The organism is Vagococcus zengguangii (assembly GCF_005145005.1).
In the GTDB taxonomy this organism is placed as follows: Bacteria; Bacillota; Bacilli; order Lactobacillales; family Vagococcaceae; genus Vagococcus_A; species Vagococcus_A zengguangii.
Genome location: NZ_CP039712.1, coordinates 1,252,948 through 1,278,976 on the forward strand (window position 1 = coordinate 1,252,948; position 26,029 = coordinate 1,278,976).

Below are 26,029 nucleotides of genomic sequence, written 5' to 3' on the forward strand. Positions count from 1 at the left end.
AAACTTTATAAAAAAAAGCAGAAGGTTAACCTTCTGCTTGGTATTTCTTACTGTTTAGTTTTAAGGAAATAATTCCGGTAATTAACAAAATAAGCGCTGATACAAAGTAAGGCGAGCGGTGATGCATATCAAATAATGCTCCTGCTACAATTGGACCCACAATATTACCCACACTTGTAAACGTTGAATTCAATCCATTAATCATCCCTTGATTATTGCCAGCATGTTTAGATAAATAGGTTGTTACAGCTGGTCTAAACAAGTCAAATGACAAGAATACCACGAACGTTGAAGCCACTACTACCCACGGTCTATTCGTAAATGCTATAAACGCAATAAACAATGCACTTGAAAAGAATGTTAATTGAATTAAGCGTAACTCACCCATAATATCAACTAATTTTTCAAAGATAAACAGTTGGAAGATTAAGGCAAAAATACCTCCAATCGTAATAACGACTGAAATTTGTCCAACTGTAAAACCAAAGTTTTCAGTGGCCATCACACTGTATATCGCTTCAAAAGCTTGTAAACCAAATGAAGAGATAAAAATGATAACAAATAACATACTGAAAATAGGATTTTTCAGCAAATTAAAAGCTTCCGTTTTTGCGTCTAACTTTTCAACTGCTTTGTGAGACACCTCTTGATGTTTTTCTGGTTCTTTCAAAATAAGTGCTGAAACGATAAAACCAATAAAAGCCACTAACGCTGCGGCAAAAAACGGTACACGTAAACCAAAATGAGTTAACGCCCCACCAACACCAGGACCAATGATAAAACCACCACTAATAGCAGCAGAAACTAATCCCATCGCTTTTGGACGTTCTTCAATCGTTGTTAAATCCGTCACAAACGCTGTAACCGACGGCATAATGAAGGCCGCTGAAGCGCCTCCTAATAAACGTGAAAAATAAAACCATGGTAAAGTTTGCGCGAAGCCAAAAATAACTTCCGAAATTGCAAATAACAGCATACCAAAGACGATTAATTTTTTACGTCCAAATCTATCTGACATGTAACCTGAAATTGGCGATACTACTAATTGCGCGAACGCAAAAATTGAAACTAAAATCCCCATAACAGTCCCTGAGAAGCCCATTTCTATTTTTAGCTGTGGTAAGGCAGGTATCACAAGTCCGACCCCTAAAAAGACTAAAAATAGGTTGAAGACAACCAAGTATAACATTGAATTCTTTTTAACCATACAAGTCCCCCTTAATATAAAAAGGGCTGTGAAGTCTCACAGCCCTCTAATTCTTAGTAATCCTGACGATTCATGTTTCGAATTAATTCATCAATTCGATTTCCGTAAGCGACAGATTCATCACGTTTAAAGAATAACTCGGGCGTTTTATAGATGTTTAATCTGCTCCCTAGTTCTTTACGCATTAAACCACTTGCTTTATCAAAACCTTTTTGGACGTCTTCCCAATCTTTAGGATCATCTGTCAAAGTGCTGTAATAAATGGTTGCTTGTTGTAAATCACCAGTCACCGATACTTCGGTAATTGTTGCACCCGCAACTCGAGGATCACGAACTTTTTTATGCAAAATATCGTTAATTTCTTTTTGTACTTCTTGTGCCACACGGCGAGAACGATAATTAGCCATATTCGTTGGCTCCTTTCAATATATAATAGTTATTAAACGCGTTTAATTTCTTCCATAACGAAACCTTCAATGACATCATCAACACGTAGGTCATTGTAGTTTTCAACCATAGCACCACATTCAAATCCCATTTTAACTTCTTTAGCATCATCTTTGAAACGTTTTAGACTTGCTAACTCGCCTTCAAAAATAACAATGCCATCACGGATAACGCGTACGCCGCTATCACGTTGGATAGATCCTTCAAGAACGTAACAACCAGCAATCGTTCCAACTTTAGATACTTTATAAGTTTCACGAACGACCATTTGACCTGTAATTTTTTCTTCAAATTCAGGATCAAGCATCCCTTTCATCGCTGTTTCGATTTCTTCGATAACGCGGTAGATGATGCTGTGTAAACGAATATCCACTTGCTCTTGCTCCGCTTGCATTTTAGCTAATGGTGTTGCACGAACGTTAAATCCGACAATAATCGCACCACTTGCCGCTGCTAGAGTAATATCACTTTCGTTAATTGCCCCTACAGCTGAATGGACGATACGGACACGTACGCCTTCAACATCAATTTTGTTCAAGCTAGCTACTAACGCTTCAGCTGAACCTTGTACGTCAGCTTTGATAATCACGTTAACATCTTTTAATTGCCCTTCTTTTAGGCTTTCAAATAAGTTATCTAATGTTACCACGCTGTTAGCGTTACGTTGTGCTAATAATGCACGTTTCGCACGTTCTTCACCTGCTTGACGAGCTGTTTTTTCATCTTCAAAGTTTACAAAATGATCGCCTGCTTGAGGAACATCATTTAAACCAGTAATTTCGACCGGAGTAGCTGGGCCTGCTTCTTTCACACGTCGACCGATATCATTTGCCATCACGCGGACGCGTCCGAATGTGTTACCCACTACGATTGGATCACCCACACGTAAAGTTCCTTGTTGAACTAATAACGTTGCGATAGGTCCTTTACCTTTATCTAAACGCGCTTCGATAACTGTACCAATAGCACGTTGTGTTGGGTCAGCTTTTAACTCTTGAACTTCAGAAACTAATAAGACCATTTCTAATAATTCATCGATATTATCGCCAAATTTCGCTGAAATAGGTACGAAAATTGTTTCGCCACCCCATGCTTCAGGAATTAAACCATGTTCGCTTAATTCTTGCATCACGCGATCTGGGTTAGCTGCTGGTTTATCAATTTTGTTAACTGCTACGATAATTGGCACATCAGCCGCTTTCGCATGGTTAATCGCTTCGATCGTTTGAGGCATCACACCGTCATCGGCTGCAACGACTAAGATAGTAATATCTGTAATACTTGCACCACGCGCACGCATGCTTGTGAAGGCCGCATGTCCTGGTGTATCTAAGAATGTGATCGTTTTGCCATCAACATCAATTTGGTAAGCTCCAATATGCTGTGTGATACCACCAGCTTCGCCTAATGATACTTTCGTGTGACGTAGAGTATCTAAAAGCGTTGTTTTACCATGGTCAACGTGCCCCATGATTGTTACAACTGGTGGGCGAGATACTAAGTTTTCTTCATTAACTGCATCTTCTTCAAAGAATTTGTCGATATCTGCCACGTCAACGGTTACTTTTTCTTCTGCTTCGATACCGTAGTCAGCAGCTAACAATTCAATTGTTTCTTTATCTAAAGCTTTATTTTGGTTAACCATTACACCCATCATAAATAACTTTTTGATAATTTCTGCTGGTTCACGATAGATTTTTTTAGAAATATCCGCAACGTTCATGCCTTCAGTGTAAACTAACACTTCTGGTAATTCTCTGAATTTACGTTGTGGTACTGGTGGCTTGTTAGAAGTTTGTTGGCGGTTATTCTTGCCCTTCTTACCACGTTTGTTAAATTTATTTCCCTGGTTGTTATAGTTACCAGGACGCTTGTTGCCATTATTATTGTTATTATTCATTCGGTTTGATTGCTCTTTCTTTCCATCATTTTGTTTCTTAGGGCGTGCTCCAGCATTGTTAGCTTGACTTTGTTGCTGTTGTCCTTGACCAGATGGTTTTGGACGATTGTTAGCTTGCTGTGAGTTTCCTTTGCCGCTTTGTTGCTTATTATTCGCTTGATGTGTTGCTGGTTTTCCTTTTTTCACATCTTTTGTTTGATTAGTTGAGGCTTGAGCCTTCGCTGGTTGTTTCGGAATTTGTTTGGACTGCGCTGGTTTTGATTGAAACGCTTTGTTAATCTTCTCCACATCCACCGCTTCAACGGTTGTCATGTGATTTTTCACATCAATCCCTAACGACTGCGCTTTTTCAACGACCGCCTTACTTGACTGATTGATTTCTTTAGCTATTTCATAAACTCTTTTTTTACCCATGCAATCACCTTCCTAACTTTGGATTAACTCCTTAAGCTTCTTAGCGAACCCTGCATCTGTCACACCACAAATCATACGATGTTTTCCAATAGCATGACTTAATTCTCCTTGTGAAAATGCCAGAATACAAGGGACTTCATAATAAGAACACTTATCAGTGAGTTTTTTCTTAGTATTATCACTTGCATCAGTTGCAACAAATACTATTTTCATTTTATTGGAACGCACGTCATTTAAAACTAATTCTTCTCCAGAAACAATTTTACCTGCACGTTGCGCGATTCCTAATAAATTTAAGATTTTTTCTTTGTTATTCATTTTCCAAACAATTCCTGTCTCGCTTTTTGGTGAGTGACATAATCTATTAATTCTTGATAAAATTCATCAGAAATTTTTACGTCCAAAATTTTAGATAGCGTATCATTTTTTTGAGCTTTTTTTGCTACTTCAGGTTCAATAGAGACGTAAGCACCACGTCCAGGCATTTTGCCAGAAGGATCGATACTCACTTCGCCTTCTTTTGAGCGAACGATTCTAATCATGCTTTTTTTATCCTTCATCTCACCTGAGACGACGCATTTTCTTAAAGGAACTTTACGCTGTTTCATCTATTTTACCTCCGTGATTTAAATTTCTTCTGAAGTTTCTTCTTCAACTGCCACTTCATCTAATACTGGCTCAGTTGTTACATCTACTACAACTTCTTCTGGTACAATAATTTCTTCTTCAACAACTGTTTCTTCAGTCATGTCTGATTCAGGTTTAATATCGATTTTGTGGTTCGTTAATTTAGCTGCTAAACGTGCATTTTGTCCACGTTTACCAATAGCTAATGATAATTGATGATCTGGTACGACAACCGTACATGTACGAGAATCAGCATCTGAGAATTTCACGTCTAAAACTTGCGCTGGATTTAAAGCATTGGCGATAAAGACTGCTGGGTCTTCATTCCATTCTACGATATCCATGTTTTCGCCTTTTAATTCGTTAACGATTGCTTGTACACGTTGTCCACGAGGTCCTACACATGTTCCAACTGGATCAACGTTAGCGTCTTCTGAACGAACCGCTACTTTTGAACGATCACCGGCTTCACGTGCTATGCTTACGATTTCTACAACACCGTCGTAAACTTCAGGAATCTCTTGTTCAAATAAACGTTTTAATAAGTCTGGATGACTACGGCTTACGAATACTTGAGGTCCTTTTGATGTGTTTTCAACTTTTGAAACATATACTTTGATACGATCATGTGGTTGATACATTTCGTTAGGGATTTGATCTTGGCGAGATAAAACAGCCTCGATTTTTCCTAAGTTAACGTAAATGTAACGGTTATCTTGTCGTTCAACAATTCCTTGCATGATTTCATTTTCATAAGCTGAAAATTCTTCATAAATAATCGTACGTTCTGCTTCACGAACTCGTTGTAAAATAACTTGTTTAGCAGTTTGTGCTGCAATACGACCAAAATCTTTTGGTGTTACTTCAAAACGAATTGTGTCCCCTACTTCATATGCAGGATTAATTTTAATAGCATCATCAAGTGATACTTCTAATTGTGAATCCATTACGAAATCTGTTACTTCTTTAACAGCAAATACATGGATATTTCCTTTTTTGCCGTCGAATTCCACTTCTACGTTTTGTGCTTGTCCATAATGACGTTTATAAGCTGAAACTAATGCTGCCTCTAATGCTTCAACTACGATTTCTTTTGAAATGCCTTTTTCTACTTCTAACACTTCTAAAGCGTTTAACATTTCTTTACCCATGACTAAAATTGCCTCCGTTTGTTTTTAAAATTGAATTGCCATTCTTGCTTTGGCGATATTTTTTCTTGAGAAAGTTATTTCTTTCTCACGTGTTTTAATTTTCACTCGTAATGTTAACTCTGATTCGTTTAACTCAATTAAGAAGCCATCAAATGATTTCTCGCCTTCAACAGGTGAGTATAAAGAAATATTGATGTATTCATTTAACGCATTTTGGTAATCTTCTTCTTTTTTCAACGGTCTTTCCACACCAGGTGAAGACACCTCTAAGAAATACGCTTGAGGAATTGGATCAGGATTTAAACTATCCATTTTCTCGCTTAGTTGCTCACTTACAATGGCACACTCTTCGATATCAATTCCATTTGGCTTATCGATATACACTCGCAAGAACCAATTTTTACCTTCTTTTACAAATTCAATGTCTACAAGTTCAAAATTCAATTGATCTAGAATTGGTGTTACCACTTCAGTAACTGTTTCCACTACACTACTCAATCAATTTCGCCTCCTTTTCGGAAATCCGTATTTCATCAAAAAGAGTGAGCGTTGGTCACGCTCACTCTCCCTTCAATATCAATCTATCAGTAGTCTAACACAAAAAAATGAAATTTTCAAGAAAGATGTAGCAACTTCAAGCTTTTTCATGGAATAACAAAAAAGAACGAAAGACTAAAAAAATCTTTCGTTCTATATATTTAGCTAATTGTTATTTATTTAATAGTTGATAAGCCCTCAACACATGCTGCGCTAATACAAAATTAGTAACTGTTCCAACGCCACCAGGAACAGGTGTAATGGCTTTGACTTTTGATTGCACTGCGTCAAATGCTACATCGCCTACAATTTTACCGTCTGCTGCTTCATTAATGCCCACATCAATGACAACGGCTTGTTCATTAACAAAATCCGCCTGAATCATTTGTGCTTGGCCCATTGCAGAGATAACCAATTCCTGGTCACGACATTCGCGAGCCAAATCTTTGGTCGTACTACGACAGATTTTAACCGTCGCTCCACGGTCCATTAATGCTAAAGCTAACGGTTTTCCCACAACCAAACTATAACCTGCAACAACAGTACGCATCCCTTTTAGATCCAACTCTAACGCATCAATAATATCTAAACATGCTTGTGCTGTACAAGGTAAATAACTTGAAAAATCACCTTGATAAATTTTCACCATATTCTTCTCACCAAAACAGTCCACATCTTTTTCAGCACGAATCGTTTGACTCGCATAGTCATCTGATAAATGGGATGGTAATGGTTTCAACAGCAAGATGCCGTGAACGCCATGATCGTTATTCACTTGGTCGAACGCTTGATTGAACGTCGCTTGATCAGTATCAATTGGTAAAGAAACGCTCGCTACCTCAAACCCCATATTGCCTAAAATACGATGACACGCTTGTTCATAATAAAGCTGACCAGCATCTTCTCCTACACGAATAATCGTCAAATTAGGTTTCTGCGCTAATTGAGCCACGTGCGCCGTTAATTCTTTTCGCTTCGCTTGAACAATGTCTTTCCCTTTTACAATTGTCGCCATTACGTCACCTCAAATTTCCTGTTACTTTTTCTTTTTTAACGTTGTATAGAAAATAGCAGAAACTAGAACAGATCCCCCTACTAAGTTTCCTAAATAAACTGGTACAAAGTTTTGTAACATTTGGAACCAAGTAATATCCGCACCGTTGAAGATAGCTGCTGGAATAACGAACATATTCGCTACATTATGCTGGAAACCAATTAACACGAAAATCATAATTGGGAACCACACACCTAACAATTTTCCTGCGGCATCTTTCGCACCGTAACAAATCCAAACAGCCATACCAACCATCCAGTTACAACCTATACCTGAAACAAATGCTTTTACAAATGGCATATCAACTTTAGTATGTGCTATTTCACGCGTTGTTTCTAAATATGAACCTTCTGTTAATTGTAAAATATGACCGAAGAAATACGCAACAAAAAGCGCTCCTAATAAGTTAGCAAACGTTACAATCGCCCAATTGACTAACATTTCACGTGTCGAAACTTTCTTGTCAAACCATGCAATCGATAGTGTCATCATGTTACTCGTGATTAATTCACCTGCTCCAAATAAAATACAAATAAGTCCGATTGGGAACACCATTCCTCCCACTATCGAATGATATTCATGAGGCAAACCTGCTACCGCTTTAATATAAGCAACATAGCCCAACGCTACGAAAGCTCCCGCTAAAAATCCTAAAATTAATTTATTGCGATGTGATGTATGTGCTTTTTTTACACCACTTTTAATCGCTAGTTCTACTACTTCATCTGCTGTATGCATTTCTGACTTAACCCCTCTACTCTGTTATTACCTTATCTACTTTCATATCATGTTCTTCAACAGGGATTGCCGAATAAATCATCTTTTGCCAAAGACAAAGCACGGTATACGCTTGACTATTTTTTAAGAAACGATCATAAAAACCACCACCATAACCCAACCGATCACCGGCTAGATTAGCTGTCACACAAGGAACCAAGACTAAGTGAATCTGCTCACTTGACACTAAAGGACTTGTCGTCGTTGGTTCTAACACACCAAACGCACTACGTTCTAAAATTGTTCCCTTATGTAGTTCACGAATTTCCATTTGATCTCGGCTAATAACACGTGGAACACAGACCTGTTTCCCATCCTGCCAAAAGCGTTCGATAAAATGCCACGTATTCAACTCATCTTCCATACCAATGTAACAAAAAATCATCTCAGCTGTTTGGTATTCTGGTAACAAGACAAGTTTTTCTAACATCACTCGCTCCGCTTGCTCACGGTATGATGCTGACAACTGTTTTCGTTTAGCTAATTGTTCGTTTCTTAAATTAGTTTTGCTTCCCATCATGAACTCCTTTTATTTACATTCATCAAACATAACAAAAAATATTAGGCCACTGACATTATAATATAAAACATTCACAAACTGTATCTTTATTTTAAATTTCAAACAAAAAAGAAGAATAAGCACTAAAGCTTATCCCTCTTAAAATATTATCAATAATTAGTCTGTTTCAATTAAGCCATATTTACCATCTTTACGTACATAAACAATGCTTGTACCATTTGTTTCTGCATCCTCGAAGATAAAGAAATTATGACCTAACATATTCATTTGTAAAATAGCCTCTTCACTATCCATCGGTTTCAATGATAAGCGTTTTGTACGAACGATTTCGATTTCATTTTCATCATGTTCTTCCACGTCTTTTGTATCAATAAAGAACGTTGCAGCTAAGTCTTTCTCTGATACCTCACGTTGTTTACGATGAATTTTAGTTTTAAATTTTCTGATTTGTCTTTCTAATTTATCAACCACCAAGTCAATACTTGCATACAAATCGTGTGATGTTTCTTCTGCCCTTAATACTAGGTATGGCAATGGAATGGTTACTTCCACTTTCGCATCTTTATCAGCATACACTTTTAAATTCACGTGTGCTGTTGCTTCAATATTTTGGTCTTTATCGAAATATTTTTCTAATTTTGAAACACGTTTTTCAACATAATTTCTAATAGCCTCTGTAACCTCGATATTTTCTCCTCTGACATTAAACTTTAGCATAACACATTGCCCCTTTCATCAAACATCTAGTTAGAAGAAAAAGATAAATAAAACGCTATCTTTTTCCTTAACTTTATTATAACTAATGATTGGTAGAAATACAAACAAACTTCCTCATTTTTTAGCGACATAAGCTAAAAGTTTCGATTTTTTTTACATATGGAGCCAACGCATGGGCCGCACGATGAAGAGTCGTACCAGTGGTATAGACGTCATCTACAAGCAATATTGATCGTTGAGTTAATACTGAACGATAATCTTCTTTTAATTCAAAGTTTATTATCGCTCGTAACCTTTCTTCTCGTGTTTTTTTAGATTGTGAACCACTACTTTCAGTCATAACTAACGGCTCAATGTATGACACACCAGCAAATTCAAGCATCACTGCAACTTGATTAAACCCACGTTCAGCCAAGTGAGCGGTAGCGCTTGGCATTGGAACAACTAAATCAGGATGAATATCAATGACAGCTCGAGCGATTTCTTTAGCAAATATCTGCCCTAAAACATAATCGCCTTGGCGCTTGAATCGTTCTAACCACTCCGAAAAAAATTTATTATAATAAAAACAACTATGATGCTGATAGTCACAACCGTATATGTTTCTCCATTCTAAACACTCATCACAAATCGACTCTTCACCAAAAGCATGACAAATTTTACACCCTTTGTTCTTATCAATTTTTTGAGAAATGAACATACGCCGACATTCTTTACACAAGATTTCAGGTGTTAACGACTGCCAACTAAATAACTCTCTTAATGTAATATTTTCTTGAATGATTCGATCACAATTTAGACAATTCATCTTGTAACGCAACTCCTATTTGATTCATTTTAATAATTTGCTTACGACATTGTTTCATCGCTCTGGATTGTCCTTCATGTAAAAAATAAACAACACCATTTGGAAATTCACTTTTACGCCCCACGCGACCGGCAATTTGAACCAAAGAAGACGTCTTATAAATACGATGATGGGCTCCAAAAACAATCACATCAATATTAGCAAACGTAACCCCACGTTCTAATATCGTCGTTGTTATGAGCCAATCAACTGTTTCCTGTCGCATCTCCTCAACTTTTCGATGACGTTCTTCATCAATCGACGATACGTTGGCAATCTTGACACTTGGAAAAGCATGCCTTAGTCGAACCATCAACTGCTTACCTATTTCAATCGTCGGCACAAAAATTAATGTCCGGCGTGCACCGCTTAATTGCGTCAATAGTAATCGATGCAATGTTTTAGGAATTTTTTGGCGACTGTTAAGATTACATGAACAATAGACTAATTTAGGCACTGGTAACGGACGACCATGATAGCGTAAAAATAATTCTTCTTTCAACAACTTATTCTGTTTGACTTGCTGAAGCTGTTCTTGACTTGGTGTAGCAGTTAGCAACACTTTTTGGCCGTCAATCTTTAGGGCCTGCTCCACCGCGTAAGACAACGATGGGTTGCCCTGAAACGGGAAAGCATCCACCTCATCTAATACAATGCAATCAAACGCTTGATAATAGCGTAATAATTGATGCGTGGTGCAAATGACTATCGGTGGCATATCAAACGGTTTCTCGCTATTCCCATGAATTAAGCAAATGGCACAAGTAAACAACGGCTCAATTCGCTTATATAACTCAATACAGACATCTGTTCTGGGGGCAGCTAAACATATTGTTCCCCCTTGATTCACTACTTCAATTATTAACGGATAAAGCATTTCAGTCTTGCCAGCCCCTGTCACCGCATGAACCAAGCTATCTTGTTGTTTCTTATAATTAATCACTAAATGTTGGGCTAATCGTTGCTGAAAAATAGTCAATTGTCCTTGCCAAACACATGCCACTTCACGTAAAGTCGTACGTTCGTTCGGTTGATGATAAAGCACGCTATCCTCATCAATTTTCCCCATTCGCAAACAAAAACGACAGTAGTAGCGAAGTCTCCCTACTAATAGTTCTTGTTGTGCATATTTTTTCAAAGAGTGACCACAACGAAAACAGCGTACTCGACCATTTTCCATAACTATTGTTGGTAATATCGTGACCTGTTCATCATGTTGTACAGCTAGTTGTTCTTTTTCTTCCAATTCTTTCATCAATAGTTTACGTCCTACTAATCGTTTCAACATATTTATCACCTATTATTAAAATACGCAACCCTCTTCTTTTTCCATATCAAAAATTGTAAACGAGCTGATAATGAACTATAATGGTAGTGTTACTAACATTTTGAGGTGCAAATTATATGAAAAAAGAATTCTACTTTTCATCATCACGTCAACAAAAAAAAATCCATGCGATTATTTGGTTACCTGACTATCAACCAAAAGGCATCGTCCAAATCGTTCATGGGATGGCTGAACATATCGAACGTTACACTAAATTTGCTGATTTCTTAACCAAAAACGGCTGGGGAGTTATCGGTCATGATCATCTTGGGCATGGACAATCCGTCACCGAACTCAGCGACTACGGCTATTTTGATAAAAGCAATGGGACAGGTGTACTCATTGAAGATACTTACCGATTAACAACGATTATCAGAAAAAAATTCCCTAATACTAAATTAGTACTACTCGGCCACAGCATGGGCTCGCTCATCGCTCGTAATTATTTAAAAAAATATAGCAACGCTGTAGATGCCAGTATTCTTATGGGAACAAGTGCTGGACGTGTTGATTTGAATTTGGGATTATCGTTAGCTAAACAATTGAATCGATTTTCTCCTAAAAAAATCAACCCTAAACTAGATAAAGTGGCATTTGGTAGTTTTAACAAATCATTCTCTGAAGACTCCAAATTTAATTGGTTATCAAAAAACCAACAGAATGTGCAAAAATATGAACAAGATAAACTTTGTGGCTTTACGTTTACCAATAACGGCTTTTATACGTTGTTTCAATTAACAAAACAAGCCAATGAAAAAGGTTGGGCGAATAGTATACGGGAAGGTTTACCGATTTTAGTCATTAGTGGTGAAAAGGATCCTGTTGGCGAATTTGGGAAAGGCCCCCGAAAAGTTATCGCTGACTTGCGCCAATCTGTCCACAGCAAATTAACACTTCATCTCTACCAAGAATTACGTCATGAAATTTTAAATGAGGACGACAATGATTTAATTATGAATGACTTACTTGGTTGGATAGAAAAACACGTCTAATACTCTTACGACTCTAGTCGTTTAAGTATTAGACGTGTTTTATTTTAAATATGTGACATAATTTTAATGTTTTGTTTTTTCGCAATATTGAGTATTTCGGATGCACGATCGAAATATTCGACTGGTGCTTCAAAATGATCGCCAATTTGTAATTGTTCAATGCCTTCGATTAAATTCATACAATTCCCATCGAATCCAACGTCAAATTGCTCCCCGTCATTTGTTTCGATTAATAAATGACGATGCCCTGTTAACTCAACTTTATGGGGATTTAATAAGTCTAATTTTCGTTTCACCATCTTCGAATCGCTATCAATATAATGAACAGAACGCGTTGGGCGTGTTTCACCAGAAACAATGGCTGTTTGGTCAGGTTGTTGTTCGCCTGTAAACGGCATCACAATTTTCATCAACGTACGTTCTCTTTCATCACCATTAATCTTGGTTACATGAAAAACCAAATACGGCAACAACTTTATAGTTATTTTTTTCACATTAGTTACATCTATTTTCTTGTTGTCATCTACCTTGATATATTGGCCGTCAAACACTTGTTTCTCTTTAACATTCATCCCTTGCACCTCTTTATGTTTTCTATTTCACATGGTATGTTACTCCTATTCCTCTTTTTTTTCAACAGTTTTCACAAAAAATTCACACTTTTTCATATTTGCAATCAATCGAAAAAACTTTATACTTATAAATGAAAGTGAGGAATGCCTGTTGACTAATGAGTATATAACAATTAAAGAAAATGGTATCCATGAAATTGAAATAAAAAAATCACGCTTTATTACGAAACTGGTACGAATTGAATCAGAGGAACAAGCGCGTAATATTATCCAACAAACAAAAAAAGAACATTGGAAAGCTAACCATAATTGTAGCGCCTATGTTCTTGGTAATAAACAAGATATCCAACGTAGTAGCGATGATGGCGAACCTAGCGGAACAGCTGGTGTTCCAATGCTTGAAGTGTTAAAAAAGCAAGAAATTATTAATACATTAGCGATTGTTACACGTTATTTTGGTGGGACTAAACTTGGAGCCGGTGGTTTGATTAGAGCATATAGCAGTGCTGTTTCGGAATCAATTAAAGCCATTGGCCTTGTTAAAGGCACCTTACAACAAGAAGTCGCCATCACGATAGATTACCCACAGCACAATTCTTTAGAGTATTTTTTAACTCAAAATGATTATACTATTGCGGAGACGATATTCACTGACAAAGTGACGGTGAACGTGATGATTGATGAAACGCTAGTTGAGGCATTTCAAGAGGCGTTGATCAACCTTTTAAACGGACAACTAACATTGACACTAGGTGAAACAAAATATTTTGAACAACCCATTAATTGTGAGTAATATTAAAAAGGAAAGCACTATATTTAGGCGCTTTCCTTTTTTGTCTTTATATTCAATTAGTTCCTAAGCTTAAACGTAACAGCTTCATTTCGCTAATTTGCCTAATCTCGCTTACGTTCCAGAGATAATCATACGGCCACACACTTTGTATTATCTACGCTCTAAGACAAATTCAAAACGATCGGCAACATAGTATGAACGAACCATCTCAAATGGACGACCGTCTTCTAGGTACGTGACTTGGATTAATTTCAGCATTGCCTCACCTTTTTTCGTATCTAAAAAATCTGCTGTACGCTCTCTTGCTAACGTTGCGGTAATATTTTGCTCTGAGTAACCAATACGATAATTACCTTTTATCTGCATCGTTTCATAGAAAGACTTAATAATCTCCGCCTTACTAAACTCTTTGACTAATTCATAAGGAATCGACATCACTTCAAAACAAATTGGCACATCGTTAGCGTAACGAATACGCTCAACTTTCAAAATTTTATCAGTTGGATGTAAATTTAATTTTTCCATCTCACTTGCACTTGGCTGTGTAACAAAAAATGAAACAGCTTTAGCCGAAGGTTCTTTACCTTGTGCTCGCACAATTTCAGAAAAACTCGTCGTACCAGTTAACGTTTCTTGGACTTTTTTAGCCGCGACATACGTTCCTGATCCGATTTTACGCTCTAATACACCTTCGTCCGCTAGCGTTTGAACGGCTTGACGCAAGGTCATTCTACTTACATCGAAGTGAATCGCTAAATCGCGCTCAGACGGTAATTTATCACCAATTCGCCATTTCCCTTCTTCGATTTCTTGTCTTAGTTGATTATGAATTTGTAAATATCTTGGTATATTATGGTTATTTTCAGACATGACACTCACCATTCTTTCTCATTGGTCTATATAATAAGTCATTATAACTACTATTATTATCATATCCTATTATAACTGGTATATATCTTTCAAACAACACTTTTTACCTAGTTAACTGTTTTTCAATTATAGAACCTAGTGCTCTTCCAACTCATCTTCAAAAAAAGCTTGGTAAAACTCATCCTTTAAAAGTTCTAATCGTGACTCCTCTTCTGTTTTTTGGGAGGCGATTGTGGCTAATTTGTTAGGCTCATTATCGTACCTTACCACATGCGACCACTTAATCTCTTCAATTATTTTGACCGATCGCACCTCTTCCCAGCGATAGCACTGATTGTCTAAGACAAAATAATCCTCATAACACTCACCTTTAAAATCTCCACGAATACTCTCTGTTAGACGCCCAAATTTATCCCACTGATTTAATTGTATCTCGATGGGTTTGTTTTTTAAATAAGCAAAAGCTAACGCTTCATCGATTTCACTAGGCGACATTAACTCTTCAGCTTTAATATTTTTTTGAGAAAACTGATTATTCTTATCAATAGCTGTTGTCAACTCATCCATCGCAAACGCAGTGCCCCACTTCAAACCAAACGGTCGATCTTGATATTCATTATAAGGAATAAATTGTTTTTTCGTCCGTTTCATTCCTGTCATCACCTTTTATTATTTTATTATTTTAACTAATCTAAACCACCCATACCACCTGCATGGCCACCAACTAAACTCGCACGAGCAATGGCACGTCCCCCTTCTAATAAACTATTCGCGTGAATTAAAGAGCAAAAGCCATACTTTTTACGTATTGTATCGACCACATAATCAACGCGTACTTGCTTAATTTGTTCTTCTGGTTCACTAAATAAATCTAACTGTAAGGCATTAGTAAAAATCAATTCACTTGTATTAATCGCCACTGTTCGCACTTCCTCTTGCTGATATTGGTGACGAAATATCTGTAATAAGTGCCTTGCTAACTCACGACTTGTATTCGTTGGTGAAATTTTCAGTTGCTTTTTAACACTCGTTTTACCTTCACGATTTATATATCCTAGCGAAAAACCCAAACTTAAGCTAACAACTTGCGCTTTAGCACCTAAGCGCCTCAAACGCGTGCCAACTTGATCTGCCATTTCAATAATTACAATTTCTAGCTCACGGGCATCATGATAATTACGGGGTAACACTTGCGAATTTCCAACTGATTTAGATTGCGGTTGATATGGCTGACCTAAAAACGTGCGATCAATTCCCCACGCATGCGCATAAAGTTGCGTACCAACAACACCTAGTCGACTTTTTAATACGTAATAGTCAGCCTGCGCTAACTCGGCAATTGAATGGATGTTCAACGCTTCTAGACGCTTAGCCGTTCGATGCCCAATCCCCCAAAAATCAGTCAACCTAGGGATTTTCCATAATTTGTTTGGCACATCTTGATAACGCCACTCCGCTTTCATATGACGATGATGTTTCGATTCATTATCTAGCGCTAACTTAGCTAGTAATGGATTATCACCAATTCCAACCGTCGTGTAAATTCCCGTCTTAAAATAAACCTCACGCTGAATCAAGCGCGCCATCTCAAAAGCATTCGCTACACCATACATTTTCAATCCATCCGTCACATCAAGAAAACTTTCATCAACTGAATAAACATGATGATTTTGATCATCGGCAAATTGTTTGTAAATCTCATTGATTTCTTGATTTTTTTCCATATACAATCGCATACGAGGTGGTGCAATGACTAAATCATCAGGATACGGATAAGGCAAATCACGGGCACGAGAGATATTTGAAATGCCATACGCTTTTTTAGCCATCGGTGAACTGGCTAAAATCAGTCCACTACCACGTTCTTTAGGATTATCACTAGGATAACTCATCACCACAAGTTTGGCATCTAGTGGATCTAATCCTCTTTCAACACACTCAACCGAAGCGTAAAACGACTTACAATCCAGGCACAAAATATCACGTGATGGCTCCTTACTATAATCAAATGTTGGATTCATACAAAAATCATTCAAGTTCCTCACCTCACAAAAATACGAACAAACGTTCTATATACATTAGAACATTTGTTCGTATTTTTAGTCAAGTATCAATTATTAATTATTAAAAAAGACTTGACCATTTTTAATTGGTCAAGTCTCACATTGATTCTTTTATTAGCTTAAATGATGATCCACTTCATCTTTAATTTCTTCGGTTGTTGTTTCAACTGCATCGGCCACGTCAGCTGCGGCATCTTTAGCCGTTGTGACTGTTTCATCAACAGCATCTTTAGCATCAGCTATCAATTCGTCTGTTTCCGATTTATCAAATGCTGATTGAACACCGTCTTTAAAGTCTGATGCCACTTCTTGTGCACGGTTGACTGCTTTGGTTGACATTTCTTTGACATCTAATACGATATCTTGTGCTCCATCTACTAAGTTATCTAAACGATCTTCCCATTCAGATTTTTCAACCGTTTCTTTTAAATCATCGGCTAATTCTTCAGAATTACGTTTTAATGTTGAAAGAGTTGATTCTTTAATATCTTGCGCTTTAGATAGAGCTTTGCTGCCTTTATCTTTTGCTAATTGCGTGTAATCAGAAGACTTTGCTTTTAAATCATCCATTTGATCTAATAGTTCTTCACGTGTTTCTTTACCAGCTTTTGGCGCCATTAATAACGCTGCTGCAGCTGCGGCTGCTCCCCCAATAATTGCCCCTAGTAAAAATCCGCCATTATTTTTCTTACTCATAAAAAATCCCTCCTGTAAATTATCTGTTTATTTTTTTCTTCGCAACAATTTAAACGCTGATTGACCCACTTTAGTAGCCACTGATGCTTTAACAGCATTGCCGCTCATCACACCTAATTTGCTCGCAACGTTTCGACTCGAATGGTTAATGCTTGAAACACTATCTCCCAAGTCTGCAGCCGCTTTAAACAACGGTTGAATCGTTTCGACTTTGCCATTGACATCATTTAATAAATCATTGCTTTTAATTAATAATTCTTCCACTTGATGGCTTAAAACATCCACATCTTTAGCCACAAGTTTCAAGGTACGATTGCTTTCATCCACAACGTCCTGAGTTTTTTTCATCGTTGTATTAGCATTATCTAAAGTTTCTTTTAACTTTGGTAATAATGTCATTAAAAAGAAGATTAACACGACGACTAAAATAACAAACGCGATAGCTGCTATTAAGGCAGCAACTTCTGTTCCTGTCATAAAATCTACCTCTTTTCCCTTCAATTTTCCTTATTTTTAGGATAACATTAAGCACAATTTTTCACAACTATAACTAATTATTTGCAGATATTTTTCCAATTGTTAAGATAATCTGATACACTTAATCTATCTAAATTCTATAGAAAGCGAGTTTTGTTATATGTTACTCTTAACAGCTCAAACCACAACGTCAGACACTTTTTTCCAAGAAGATACAGTCCAAAAATTCGGTGTCTTGTCTGAGTATTGGCAATCCATTGACTGGTCGTCCATTTTATCACTGATTATCAACAAAAGTATCCTAATTATCGCTACTACTGTGTTGATTTTATTTATCAAAAAAATTGGACAACGTTTAATTAAACGCTCCTTCCAGAATAAAAAATTCACTGAAAATCACGGCCAAAATCGAATTGATACCCTGTATGCTCTAACGAAAAATGTCTTCAGCTATATTTTACTATTCATCTACTTGTATACATTACTAACGATTATTGGTATTCCAGTAGGTTCTTTAATCGCTGGTGCGGGTATTGCTGGTGTAGCGATTGGTCTTGGGGCGCAAGGATTTATTAATGACTTAATTACTGGATTTTTCATTATTTTTGAGAAACAAATCGAAGTCGGTGACTATGTCATCATCAACGAATCGGAAGGAACCGTACAATCAGTCGGATTACGAACTACCAAAGTCAAATCAACTGACGGTGTAGTTCATTTCATCCCTAATCGCAGTATTTTGGTCATTAGTAATTTTTCTAAAGCTAATCGCTTGGCGGTTATCCAACTACGTATCAACCCTAATAGTGATCTAGAGCTAATCAAGCAAATTGTAACAGACGTGAATCAGCAGTTAACGCCGCTGTTCCCTGAAATAGAAGACGAACCTAATATTGTCGGAGTCGTTGACACAGGCAATGGTAATCTAGCCTTGAAAGTGGTAATCCCTACTTTAAACGGGGCACAGGTAAAAGTACAAACGAAATTTTTAGAAGAATATTTATTGGCATTAAAAGCAGCTGGCATCGAACTACCTACTTCACCTATTAATTTGAGTGATGTCAAAAAATAATCCAATAGAAAAAGGGAGCTTAGCGTTGTATCAACGCTAAGCTCCCTTTTTATTAGTAATTAAAATAATCCATCAATCTGACCGTCATCCGAAATCGTAATTCTTTCTGCCGCCGGAACTTTTGGTAGTCCTGGCATCGTCATCACTGCACCGGTTAAGATCACAATAAAGCCTGCACCAGCTGAGACTTTCACCTGTTGAATACTCACATCAAAGCCGCTTGGTGCACCTAATAATGAAGCATCATCTGAGAAAGAGTACTGAGTTTTAGCCATACAAATCGGTAAATCGCCAAAACCTAACGCTTCTAATTCTCGAATTTCACGTTTTACTTTTGGTGTTAATTTAATTCCTTGACCGCCGTAAACTTTCGTTACCACTTTTTCAATTTTTGTTTCAATTGAATCAGTTAAATCATACGCATAGCTTAATTCAGACGACTGGTCAGCTAACGCCATCACTTTTTTAGCTAAATCAACGCCACCTTGACCACCTTTTTCCCAAACTTCAGAAAGTGACACTTCCACGCCACGTGCTTCGCAAGCGGATTGAACAGCTGCTAATTCTGCTTCTGTATCAGTCGGGAATTTATTGATAGCAACCACTACTGGTAGCCCATACACGTTTTGTAAGTTATCTAAATGTTTTTCTAAGTTAGGTAAACCATTTAAGACAGCTTCAACATTTTCTGTTCCTAATTCTTTTTTATTAACACCACCATGCATTTTCAGCGCACGAATCGTTGCCACTAACACAACCGCATCTGGTTTTAAACCACCTAAGCGACATTTAATATCTAAGAATTTTTCAGCGCCTAAATCAGCACCAAAACCGGCTTCTGTGACCGTATAATCAGCATATTTAAGCGCTAATTTGGTTGCTAAAATACTGTTACAGCCATGGGCAATATTGGCAAAGGGACCACCATGAACTAAAGCAGGCGTGTGTTCTAATGTTTGGACTAAGTTAGGATTAATCGCATCCTTTAATAGAACCGCCATCGCATCAGCTGCTTTTAAATCTTTAGCGGTTACTGGACGTCCATCATAAGTATAACCGACAATAATTTGGCTTAATTTTTGTTTTAAATCAGCCAAACTATTAGCCAGACATAAAATTGCCATAATTTCTGAGGCAACGGTAATGTCAAAACCATCTTCACGCGGCACACCATTTATTTTCCCGTTTAAACCGTCGACAATATATCGTAATTGACGATCATTCATATCAACGACACGTTTCCACGTAATACGTCGTGAATCAATGCCTAGTTCATTGCCGTGATGAATGTGATTATCTAGCATCGCTGATAATAAATTATGTGCCACACCAATTGCATGAAAATCTCCTGTAAAATGCAAGTTAATATCTTCCATTGGCACCACTTGCGCGTAACCACCACCAGCGGCTCCACCTTTGACACCAAAAACCGGACCTAGTGACGGTTCACGTAAGGCTAACACTACTTTTTCATTTAGGCGGTTCAAGCCATCTGCTAAACCAACAGATGTCGTCGTTTTCCCTTCACCCGCAGGAGTTGGCGTAATCGCTGTGACTAAAATCAACTTACCATCTGGTTGGTTTTGTAGTTTTTCTAACTCTAATGCTGATAACTTCGCTTTATATTTACCGTAAAATTCTAATTGATCTTCTGTTAATCCGATTTTTTCACCGATTGTTTTAATAGGATGCATCGTGTTTGCTTTTGCAATGTCGATATCACTTAATATTTCTGTCATATTCTAGCCTCCGTCAGTATGATAATTATGCTAATTCAGTTAACACTTGTTGGTACAATTCATTCGCAAGTTGTTTACCTTCTGCAAGTAATTTAGTTCCCTGCATGCGATAAGTTGAGACGAACGCCTCATCTTGAATATTTTTTAAATTAATTAAAACATTTAACCATGAACTTTGTAACGCTGCACTTAAATTTAAAGCAGCAACCCCTAAATCACTCAACACATTAGGATTAGATTTTCCTAGTAATTGTTGTGACAGTCTTAAGGCTTCCACTGATGTTTCCATCATGTTGAATGGCGCAATCGTTGCTTCTTTACTTGTTGCTTCGATTTGCACTTGTTTTAAACATTTCTCATCTTCAGTCTGAGCAGGTAAACGATAAGCCTCCATCACATGATTAAACGCCGCAATATCCTCTTGAATACCGTCGATGAAACGCTGTGTTAATACTGTCGCTTGTGCTTGTACGTCATCTAATAACGTTTGGTGCTCGGCGTAACGAGCTTTACCGGTTGTTAAAGAGACGACCATTTGTGTTAATGATATGCCAATTGCTCCGGTAACTGCGGCGGCTGAACCGCCACCTGGTGTTGATTTTTCTGACCCTAATTCATTGATAAAATGCTCAATTGTTTGATTAATCATACGTTCCCTCCGCCTAAAAACGCCCAATCCACATACGTTAGTTAAAAAACATGCTAACTTATGAAAATGGGCATTTTTATTTAACTCTAGTTATTATAGCGTTTTTCTAGCTTAGTTAAAAGCAGAAGCATCACTTAAATACTTCAAGGCACGATGTGCAATATCGCTTCGATAAAACAAATCACTTGCTTGATAGCTATCTAATGATTGATAAACCTTCGCTAACGCTTGTTCTAAATCAGGCGCCGTCGCATTCAACAACATCACGCGGCCACCATTTGTCACCAATCGATTGTCTTTTTCAGCCACACCTGCGTAAAAGGTTTCGATTTCACCTGTAAATTCAGGTATCAACACCCCTTTTTCGTAACGTTCAGGATAACCTTTTGCAGCTAGAACAACACCAACAGCTACTTCATCAGACCACGTAATCTCAGGTATATTATCCGCAAATAAATCATCAATAATTTTGGCTAAATCACTTGTTAAACGTGATAAAATAACTTGCGTTTCAGGGTCGCCAAAGCGCGCGTTGAATTCGATGACTTTCGGACCATCACTCGTGTTGATAAGACCTGTATATAAAATACCAGTAAATGGTGTGCCATTATCAATCATTCCTAAAACAGTCGGTTTAACGATTTCCATTATTGCTTGATTAACAATCGCTGGTGAGATTTGAGGAACCGGTGAATAAGCCCCCATTCCACCAGTATTCGGGCCACGGTCTTTATCATACGCACGTTTATGATCTTGAGCAATAACCATTGGATAAAACGTTTCGTTTTTAACAAAGGACAGTAACGAAAATTCTTCCCCCTCTAAAAACTCTTCAATGACAACTTCTTGGCTGCTTTTACCGAACTTTTGTTTCACTAACATCTCATCGAGCGCGTGGTAGGCATCTTCTAATGTTTGAACGATAATCACACCTTTACCAGCTGCTAAACCATCTGCTTTAATCACTACTGGAAATTTCCCGTTACGTACATAAGCTCTCGCCTCTTCGACGTCACTAAAAACTTGATAATCAGCCGTTGGAATTCCGTATTGTGTCATGATTTGTTTAGCAAAAGCCTTGGAACCTTCAATTTGACTAGCCGCTTGATTAGGACCAAAAATTTTTAATCCTGCCGCTTCAAAATCATCAACTATCCCATTAATCAGTGGTTGTTCAGGTCCGACTAAGGTCCAACGAATTTCATTGGTTTTAGCAAAACTAATCAACGATGCATGATTATCTTCGTTAATTGCCACACATTCAATACCGTCTTGACACATACCAGGATTTCCCGGAGCACAATAGACGTGCGCAACAGTAGGACTTGCTAATAATTTTTTGGCAATCGCGTGCTCACGACCCCCACTACCTATAACTAATACATTCATTTGAAGTTCTCCTTAATGTTTAAAGTGTCTTGTACCAGTGAAAATCATCGTGATATCATGCTCGTCTGCTAAGGCAATGACTTCAGCGTCTTTTATGCTACCACCTGGTTGAATAACTGCTTTAATACCATGACTTGCTAAAAACTCAATGCTGTCACTCATTGGGAAAAAGGCGTCACTTCCCACTACAGCACCTTCTAATTGATCAGCTGCTTGTTCAGCCGCAATTTTTAGTGAGCCAATACGATTCATTTGACCAGCTCCTACACCTAACGTACGTGTTGCATTAGTAATCACGATAGCATTTGATTTCACATGCTTGACTGCTTTCCAAGCAAATGATAAAGCTGCTAGTTCTTCTTCAGTTGGTTGACGTTTGGTCACGACTTCCCACTGTTCATCTTGTTCAGTCGCCGTATCTAAATCTTGAACTAGTACCCCACCTAAAACTGATGTTAACTCCACTGGGGCCACATCTGCTTCTTCACGTGTTAAGTCGAGTGCTAAGACACGTAAGTTTTTCTTCTTGCTTAAAATGGCAAGCGCTTCTGGTGTATAGCTTGGCGCAATAATAATTTCTAAGAAAATTTGATGCATGCGTTCAGCCGTTGCTGCATCTACTTCACGATTTAAGACCACAATCCCACCAAAAATCGAAACAGGATCGGCTTCATAAGCTGCCACAAAGGCATCTTCGATCGTTGTTCCTGTTCCAATACCACATGGGTTCATGTGTTTTAAAACTGCGACAGTCGGTTCAGTAAAATCTTGAATAATTCGTACAGCTGCATCGGCGTCGCGTAAATTATTGTAAGATAATTCTTTTCCGTTTAGTTGTTCAGCATTAACTAACGAACCGCTTGTCGAAAATGGTTGACGGTAAAAACTTGCCGCTTGATGGTTATTTTCGCCATAACGAAGTGTTTGTTGTAATTCATAACCATTAACTAAAACTTCTGGTGTTTGAATACCAACTTTTTGATTCATATATTGGGCAATTAACGCATCATAATAAGCGGTGTGGCTAAACACTTTAGCCGCTAAATATTCACGCGTTGTTAGTGATGTTTCACCGATTGCTTCTAACTCAGTTAAGACACGTTCAAAATCTTGTGGTGACACTAATGTTGTGACCGCTGCATAATTTTTAGCGGCTGAACGTAACATACTTGGCCCACCGATATCAATATTTTCGATGATTAACTCATGCGTCGCGTCAGGTTTTGCTAAGGTTTCTTTAAACGGATATAAGTTCACATAAACCAAATCAATCAATTCAATCTGATGTTCTTTTACTTTTTCTAAATGCGTTGCTAGGTCACGTCTAGCTAGTAATCCACCATGAATCATCGGATGTAAGGTTTTGACACGGCCATCTAACATTTCGGGGAAACCGGTCACTTCATCAATCGCAATCGTTGTAAGGCCTGCCTCATCTAGTAATTGCTTTGTTCCCCCTGTCGAGATAATTTCAAAATCTAGTGCCACTAACGCTTTGGCAAATTCAACGACACCTGTTTTATCTGAGACACTGATCAACGCACGTTTTTTCATGATTAATTTAGCTCCTTATTAAGTAATTGTTGTAATGCTTCTGGGTATAATTGATGTTCTAATTGATGAACACGTTCTTCTAATTGTGCCAAACTTTCACTAGGATCAATCGTAAGTGAGGCTTGACGGATAATTGGGCCAGTATCTAAGCCCTCATCAACATAATGAATCGTCACACCGGTTACTTGTTGTCCATCTTGATAAGCTCGTTCGATACTTCTTAAGCCAGGATATTCTGGTAACAGCGATGGATGAATATTAATAATTTTATTGGGAAAAGCTTGAATAACATCAGACCCTAAAATTCGTAAATAGCCGGCTAAAATTAACATGTCGACTTCACATTCGACTAATAGTTCTAATAACCGTTGTTCGTAAGCTGCTTTTGAAGCAAATTCTTTTGGCGAAAAGGTTGCGTAAGGTAACTGATGTTGTTTAGCACGTTCTAGCACAAAAGCTGACGGTTGGTCACTAAAAACTAAGACAATTTCTGCTTGCAATTCTCCATCTACAATTTTTTGTCTAATCACTTCAAAATTACTACCGTTACCCGACGCTAAAATAGCGATTTTTTTCATTATTCGTTCGCCGCCCATTCAACTGGTGTACTTGTTTGTGTCACCACTTCACCGATAACATAGCTTGCTTCACCTAAGCTAGCGAGTTGCGATTGTACATCAGCCACTTCATCGGCAGCGACCGCTAAAACCATCCCAATTCCCATATTGAAAATTTCGTACATCTCATCATGTGATAGTTCACCATATTTTTCTAACACCTCAAAAATAGGTAAAATCGGCCATGAACCATGCGTCAACTTAGCAGCTAAACCTTCTGGTAACATACGCGGAATATTTTCGACAAATCCGCCACCGGTAATGTGCGCCATTCCTTTCACTTTACCTGTTTTCGCAAGTGGTAAAAGGCTCTTCACATAAATTTTAGTAGGAACTAGTAAAGCTTCTGCGAGTGTTTGCTCACCTAATTCTGGTAACACAACCTCAACTGATAACTCGTGGCGATTAAAGAAAATATCACGCACTAATGAGTAACCATTTGAATGAATCCCTGATGACGCTAGGCCAATCAATACATCACCTGCTTCAATCGTTTCACCTGTCACTAATTGAGATTTTTCAACGACACCAACCGTAAAACCTGCAACATCATATTCACCGGTTTGATAAAGACCTGGCATCTCAGCTGTTTCTCCACCAATTAAGGCAGCCCCAGCTTGCTCACAACCATCAGCAACTCCAGCAACAATTTGTTCAATTTGAGCCGGTTGATTGTTGCCTGTTGCAATATAATCTAAGAAAAATAATGGTTCAGCCCCTTGTGCGACGATATCATTAACACACATCGCTACACAGTCAATTCCAATCGTATCATGTTTATCGGCTTCGATTGCGACCATTAACTTAGTCCCCACACCATCTGTTCCGGCAACTAACACCGGTTCAGCGTAGTCTAGTTGGCTTAAATCAAACAAACCACCAAAACCACCGATTGCTCCCATCATACCTAAACGTTGCGTTTTACTAATATGTTTTTTTATTCTTTCAACCACTTCATAACCAGCGTGAACATCAACACCAGCTTTTTCATAAGCGTTAGCCATTGTTTTCCTCCCAGAAC

26 protein-coding genes and 3 pseudogenes are annotated in these 26,029 nt (G+C 37.8%); 3 read left to right on the forward strand and 26 right to left on the reverse strand.

All coding sequences use genetic code 11. The features are described 5' to 3' along the window. Positions 1–25 precede the first annotated feature (25 nt). From FA707_RS05920 to FA707_RS05980, 14 genes and pseudogenes are all read right to left on the reverse strand, one after another. The gene (locus FA707_RS05920) at positions 26–1,207 is read right to left on the reverse strand and encodes an MFS transporter (protein ID WP_136953363.1); all 1,182 of its coding nucleotides are present in this window, start codon (positions 1,205–1,207) and stop codon (positions 26–28) included. 53 nt (positions 1,208–1,260) lie between these two features. Continuing rightward, entirely contained in the window at positions 1,261–1,614 is a 354-nt protein-coding gene (gene rbfA, locus FA707_RS05925) for a 30S ribosome-binding factor RbfA (protein ID WP_136953364.1), read from the reverse strand. 32 nt (positions 1,615–1,646) lie between these two features. Further along, a pseudogene (gene infB / locus FA707_RS05930) lies at positions 1,647–3,560 on the reverse strand (translation initiation factor IF-2); the annotation flags it as partial. 299 nt (positions 3,561–3,859) lie between these two features. Further along, positions 3,860–3,968, reverse strand: a pseudogene (locus FA707_RS10610) (translation initiation factor IF-2 N-terminal domain-containing protein); the annotation flags it as partial. A 12-nt stretch (positions 3,969–3,980) separates the two neighbouring features. After that, positions 3,981–4,286: a YlxQ-related RNA-binding protein gene (locus FA707_RS05935; RefSeq protein ID WP_136953366.1), complete on the reverse strand. Its 306-nt coding sequence runs from the start codon at positions 4,284–4,286 to the stop codon at positions 3,981–3,983. Continuing rightward, positions 4,283–4,576: an RNase P modulator RnpM gene (rnpM, locus tag FA707_RS05940; RefSeq protein WP_136953367.1), complete on the reverse strand. Its 294-nt coding sequence runs from the start codon at positions 4,574–4,576 to the stop codon at positions 4,283–4,285. Before rnpM ends, FA707_RS05935 begins: the two co-directional genes overlap by 4 nt. A gap of 132 nt (positions 4,577–4,708) precedes the next feature. Next, positions 4,709–5,746, reverse strand: a pseudogene (nusA, locus tag FA707_RS05945) (transcription termination factor NusA); the annotation flags it as partial. A 24-nt stretch (positions 5,747–5,770) separates the two neighbouring features. After that, positions 5,771–6,244, reverse strand: coding sequence for a ribosome maturation factor RimP (gene rimP, locus FA707_RS05950; RefSeq protein ID WP_136953369.1), 474 nt, complete (start codon positions 6,242–6,244; stop codon positions 5,771–5,773). 211 nt (positions 6,245–6,455) lie between these two features. Beyond that, on the reverse strand, positions 6,456–7,298 hold the full coding sequence (locus FA707_RS05955; RefSeq protein ID WP_136953370.1) for a bifunctional 5,10-methylenetetrahydrofolate dehydrogenase/5,10-methenyltetrahydrofolate cyclohydrolase: 843 nt from the start codon (positions 7,296–7,298) through the stop codon (positions 6,456–6,458). 21 nt (positions 7,299–7,319) lie between these two features. Then, a complete protein-coding gene (locus tag FA707_RS05960; protein ID WP_136953371.1) occupies positions 7,320–8,075 on the reverse strand; it encodes a formate/nitrite transporter family protein in 756 nt (251 codons plus the stop codon). 16 nt (positions 8,076–8,091) lie between these two features. Further along, a complete protein-coding gene (locus FA707_RS05965) occupies positions 8,092–8,634 on the reverse strand; it encodes a 5-formyltetrahydrofolate cyclo-ligase (protein ID WP_136953372.1) in 543 nt (180 codons plus the stop codon). 156 nt (positions 8,635–8,790) lie between these two features. Next, the gene (gene hpf, locus FA707_RS05970) at positions 8,791–9,351 is read right to left on the reverse strand and encodes a ribosome hibernation-promoting factor, HPF/YfiA family (protein WP_136953373.1); all 561 of its coding nucleotides are present in this window, start codon (positions 9,349–9,351) and stop codon (positions 8,791–8,793) included. A 121-nt stretch (positions 9,352–9,472) separates the two neighbouring features. After that, the gene (locus FA707_RS05975; protein WP_136953374.1) at positions 9,473–10,159 is read right to left on the reverse strand and encodes a ComF family protein; all 687 of its coding nucleotides are present in this window, start codon (positions 10,157–10,159) and stop codon (positions 9,473–9,475) included. Next, positions 10,140–11,486: an ATP-dependent helicase ComFA gene (locus FA707_RS05980; RefSeq protein ID WP_136953375.1), complete on the reverse strand. Its 1,347-nt coding sequence runs from the start codon at positions 11,484–11,486 to the stop codon at positions 10,140–10,142. Before FA707_RS05980 ends, FA707_RS05975 begins: the two co-directional genes overlap by 20 nt. Positions 11,487–11,602: 116 nt before the next feature. Here FA707_RS05980 and FA707_RS05985 point away from each other — a divergent pair, with 116 nt between their 5' ends. Then, the gene (locus FA707_RS05985; RefSeq protein WP_136953376.1) at positions 11,603–12,517 is read left to right on the forward strand and encodes an alpha/beta hydrolase; all 915 of its coding nucleotides are present in this window, start codon (positions 11,603–11,605) and stop codon (positions 12,515–12,517) included. A gap of 44 nt (positions 12,518–12,561) precedes the next feature. Here FA707_RS05985 and FA707_RS05990 read toward each other — a convergent pair whose 3' ends face one another. Then, positions 12,562–13,089 (reverse strand): hypothetical protein, encoded by a 528-nt coding sequence (locus FA707_RS05990; RefSeq protein ID WP_136953377.1) that lies wholly within the window; start codon positions 13,087–13,089, stop codon positions 12,562–12,564. A 151-nt stretch (positions 13,090–13,240) separates the two neighbouring features. Between FA707_RS05990 and FA707_RS05995 the strand changes: the two genes are divergently transcribed. After that, positions 13,241–13,882: a YigZ family protein gene (locus FA707_RS05995; protein WP_136953378.1), complete on the forward strand. Its 642-nt coding sequence runs from the start codon at positions 13,241–13,243 to the stop codon at positions 13,880–13,882. A 150-nt stretch (positions 13,883–14,032) separates the two neighbouring features. Here FA707_RS05995 and FA707_RS06000 read toward each other — a convergent pair whose 3' ends face one another. The 5 genes from FA707_RS06000 to FA707_RS06020 all read right to left on the reverse strand — a co-directional run bounded on the left by FA707_RS06000 (position 14,033) and on the right by FA707_RS06020 (position 17,988). Next, positions 14,033–14,752, reverse strand: a complete 720-nt coding sequence (locus tag FA707_RS06000) for a GntR family transcriptional regulator (protein ID WP_136953379.1) — start codon at positions 14,750–14,752, stop codon at positions 14,033–14,035. Between the two features lie 135 nt (positions 14,753–14,887). Then, on the reverse strand, positions 14,888–15,403 hold the full coding sequence (locus tag FA707_RS06005) for a hypothetical protein (RefSeq protein ID WP_136953380.1): 516 nt from the start codon (positions 15,401–15,403) through the stop codon (positions 14,888–14,890). 35 nt (positions 15,404–15,438) lie between these two features. After that, positions 15,439–16,773, reverse strand: a complete 1,335-nt coding sequence (locus tag FA707_RS06010) for a Y-family DNA polymerase (RefSeq protein ID WP_136953381.1) — start codon at positions 16,771–16,773, stop codon at positions 15,439–15,441. Between the two features lie 156 nt (positions 16,774–16,929). Beyond that, positions 16,930–17,511: a YtxH domain-containing protein gene (locus FA707_RS06015; protein WP_136953382.1), complete on the reverse strand. Its 582-nt coding sequence runs from the start codon at positions 17,509–17,511 to the stop codon at positions 16,930–16,932. Positions 17,512–17,538: 27 nt separating this feature from the next. Continuing rightward, positions 17,539–17,988, reverse strand: a complete 450-nt coding sequence (locus FA707_RS06020; RefSeq protein WP_136953383.1) for a DUF948 domain-containing protein — start codon at positions 17,986–17,988, stop codon at positions 17,539–17,541. 160 nt (positions 17,989–18,148) lie between these two features. Between FA707_RS06020 and FA707_RS06025 the strand changes: the two genes are divergently transcribed. Then, positions 18,149–19,060 (forward strand): mechanosensitive ion channel family protein, encoded by a 912-nt coding sequence (locus FA707_RS06025; RefSeq protein WP_136953384.1) that lies wholly within the window; start codon positions 18,149–18,151, stop codon positions 19,058–19,060. Positions 19,061–19,119: 59 nt separating this feature from the next. On the opposite strand, the gene FA707_RS06030 is transcribed toward FA707_RS06025, so the two are convergent. From FA707_RS06030 to purM, 6 genes are all read right to left on the reverse strand, one after another. Further along, entirely contained in the window at positions 19,120–20,799 is a 1,680-nt protein-coding gene (locus FA707_RS06030) for a formate--tetrahydrofolate ligase (protein ID WP_136953385.1), read from the reverse strand. A 25-nt stretch (positions 20,800–20,824) separates the two neighbouring features. After that, positions 20,825–21,448 carry a cyclodeaminase/cyclohydrolase family protein gene (locus FA707_RS06035; RefSeq protein ID WP_136953386.1) on the reverse strand — a complete coding sequence of 208 codons (624 nt, stop codon included), beginning with the start codon at positions 21,446–21,448 and terminating at the stop codon, positions 20,825–20,827. A gap of 111 nt (positions 21,449–21,559) precedes the next feature. Then, the gene (purD, locus tag FA707_RS06040; protein ID WP_136953387.1) at positions 21,560–22,837 is read right to left on the reverse strand and encodes a phosphoribosylamine--glycine ligase; all 1,278 of its coding nucleotides are present in this window, start codon (positions 22,835–22,837) and stop codon (positions 21,560–21,562) included. A 12-nt stretch (positions 22,838–22,849) separates the two neighbouring features. Continuing rightward, positions 22,850–24,391, reverse strand: a complete 1,542-nt coding sequence (purH, locus tag FA707_RS06045; RefSeq protein WP_136953388.1) for a bifunctional phosphoribosylaminoimidazolecarboxamide formyltransferase/IMP cyclohydrolase — start codon at positions 24,389–24,391, stop codon at positions 22,850–22,852. Positions 24,392–24,393: 2 nt separating this feature from the next. Then, positions 24,394–24,969, reverse strand: coding sequence for a phosphoribosylglycinamide formyltransferase (gene purN, locus FA707_RS06050; RefSeq protein WP_136953389.1), 576 nt, complete (start codon positions 24,967–24,969; stop codon positions 24,394–24,396). Then, complete coding sequence (gene purM / locus FA707_RS06055) at positions 24,969–26,012, reverse strand: phosphoribosylformylglycinamidine cyclo-ligase (protein ID WP_136953390.1); 1,044 nt, start codon at positions 26,010–26,012, stop codon at positions 24,969–24,971. The genes purN and purM overlap by 1 nt, the downstream gene beginning before the upstream one ends. Positions 26,013–26,029 lie beyond the last annotated feature (17 nt).

Coding starts and splice junctions, on each gene's coding strand:
- hpf (WP_136953373.1), bottom strand. CDS start 9,351: ATGCTAAAGTTTAATGTCAGAGGAGAAAATATCGAGGTTACAGAGGCT.
- FA707_RS06005 (WP_136953380.1), bottom strand. CDS start 15,403: ATGAAACGGACGAAAAAACAATTTATTCCTTATAATGAATATCAAGAT.
- FA707_RS05920 (WP_136953363.1), bottom strand. CDS start 1,207: ATGGTTAAAAAGAATTCAATGTTATACTTGGTTGTCTTCAACCTATTT.
- purD (WP_136953387.1), bottom strand. CDS start 22,837: ATGAATGTATTAGTTATAGGTAGTGGGGGTCGTGAGCACGCGATTGCC.
- FA707_RS05975 (WP_136953374.1), bottom strand. CDS start 10,159: ATGAATTGTCTAAATTGTGATCGAATCATTCAAGAAAATATTACATTA.
- FA707_RS05935 (WP_136953366.1), bottom strand. CDS start 4,286: ATGAATAACAAAGAAAAAATCTTAAATTTATTAGGAATCGCGCAACGT.
- FA707_RS06025 (WP_136953384.1), top strand. CDS start 18,149: ATGTTACTCTTAACAGCTCAAACCACAACGTCAGACACTTTTTTCCAA.
- rnpM (WP_136953367.1), bottom strand. CDS start 4,576: ATGAAACAGCGTAAAGTTCCTTTAAGAAAATGCGTCGTCTCAGGTGAG.
- FA707_RS05955 (WP_136953370.1), bottom strand. CDS start 7,298: ATGGCGACAATTGTAAAAGGGAAAGACATTGTTCAAGCGAAGCGAAAA.
- FA707_RS06035 (WP_136953386.1), bottom strand. CDS start 21,448: ATGATTAATCAAACAATTGAGCATTTTATCAATGAATTAGGGTCAGAA.
- FA707_RS05980 (WP_136953375.1), bottom strand. CDS start 11,486: ATGTTGAAACGATTAGTAGGACGTAAACTATTGATGAAAGAATTGGAA.
- FA707_RS06010 (WP_136953381.1), bottom strand. CDS start 16,773: ATGAATCCAACATTTGATTATAGTAAGGAGCCATCACGTGATATTTTG.
- purH (WP_136953388.1), bottom strand. CDS start 24,391: ATGAAAAAACGTGCGTTGATCAGTGTCTCAGATAAAACAGGTGTCGTT.
- FA707_RS06030 (WP_136953385.1), bottom strand. CDS start 20,799: ATGACAGAAATATTAAGTGATATCGACATTGCAAAAGCAAACACGATG.
- FA707_RS06000 (WP_136953379.1), bottom strand. CDS start 14,752: ATGTCTGAAAATAACCATAATATACCAAGATATTTACAAATTCATAAT.
- FA707_RS06015 (WP_136953382.1), bottom strand. CDS start 17,511: ATGAGTAAGAAAAATAATGGCGGATTTTTACTAGGGGCAATTATTGGG.
- purN (WP_136953389.1), bottom strand. CDS start 24,969: ATGAAAAAAATCGCTATTTTAGCGTCGGGTAACGGTAGTAATTTTGAA.
- FA707_RS05985 (WP_136953376.1), top strand. CDS start 11,603: ATGAAAAAAGAATTCTACTTTTCATCATCACGTCAACAAAAAAAAATC.
- FA707_RS06020 (WP_136953383.1), bottom strand. CDS start 17,988: ATGACAGGAACAGAAGTTGCTGCCTTAATAGCAGCTATCGCGTTTGTT.
- rbfA (WP_136953364.1), bottom strand. CDS start 1,614: ATGGCTAATTATCGTTCTCGCCGTGTGGCACAAGAAGTACAAAAAGAA.
- FA707_RS05965 (WP_136953372.1), bottom strand. CDS start 8,634: ATGATGGGAAGCAAAACTAATTTAAGAAACGAACAATTAGCTAAACGA.
- purM (WP_136953390.1), bottom strand. CDS start 26,012: ATGGCTAACGCTTATGAAAAAGCTGGTGTTGATGTTCACGCTGGTTAT.
- FA707_RS05990 (WP_136953377.1), bottom strand. CDS start 13,089: ATGAATGTTAAAGAGAAACAAGTGTTTGACGGCCAATATATCAAGGTA.
- FA707_RS05960 (WP_136953371.1), bottom strand. CDS start 8,075: ATGCATACAGCAGATGAAGTAGTAGAACTAGCGATTAAAAGTGGTGTA.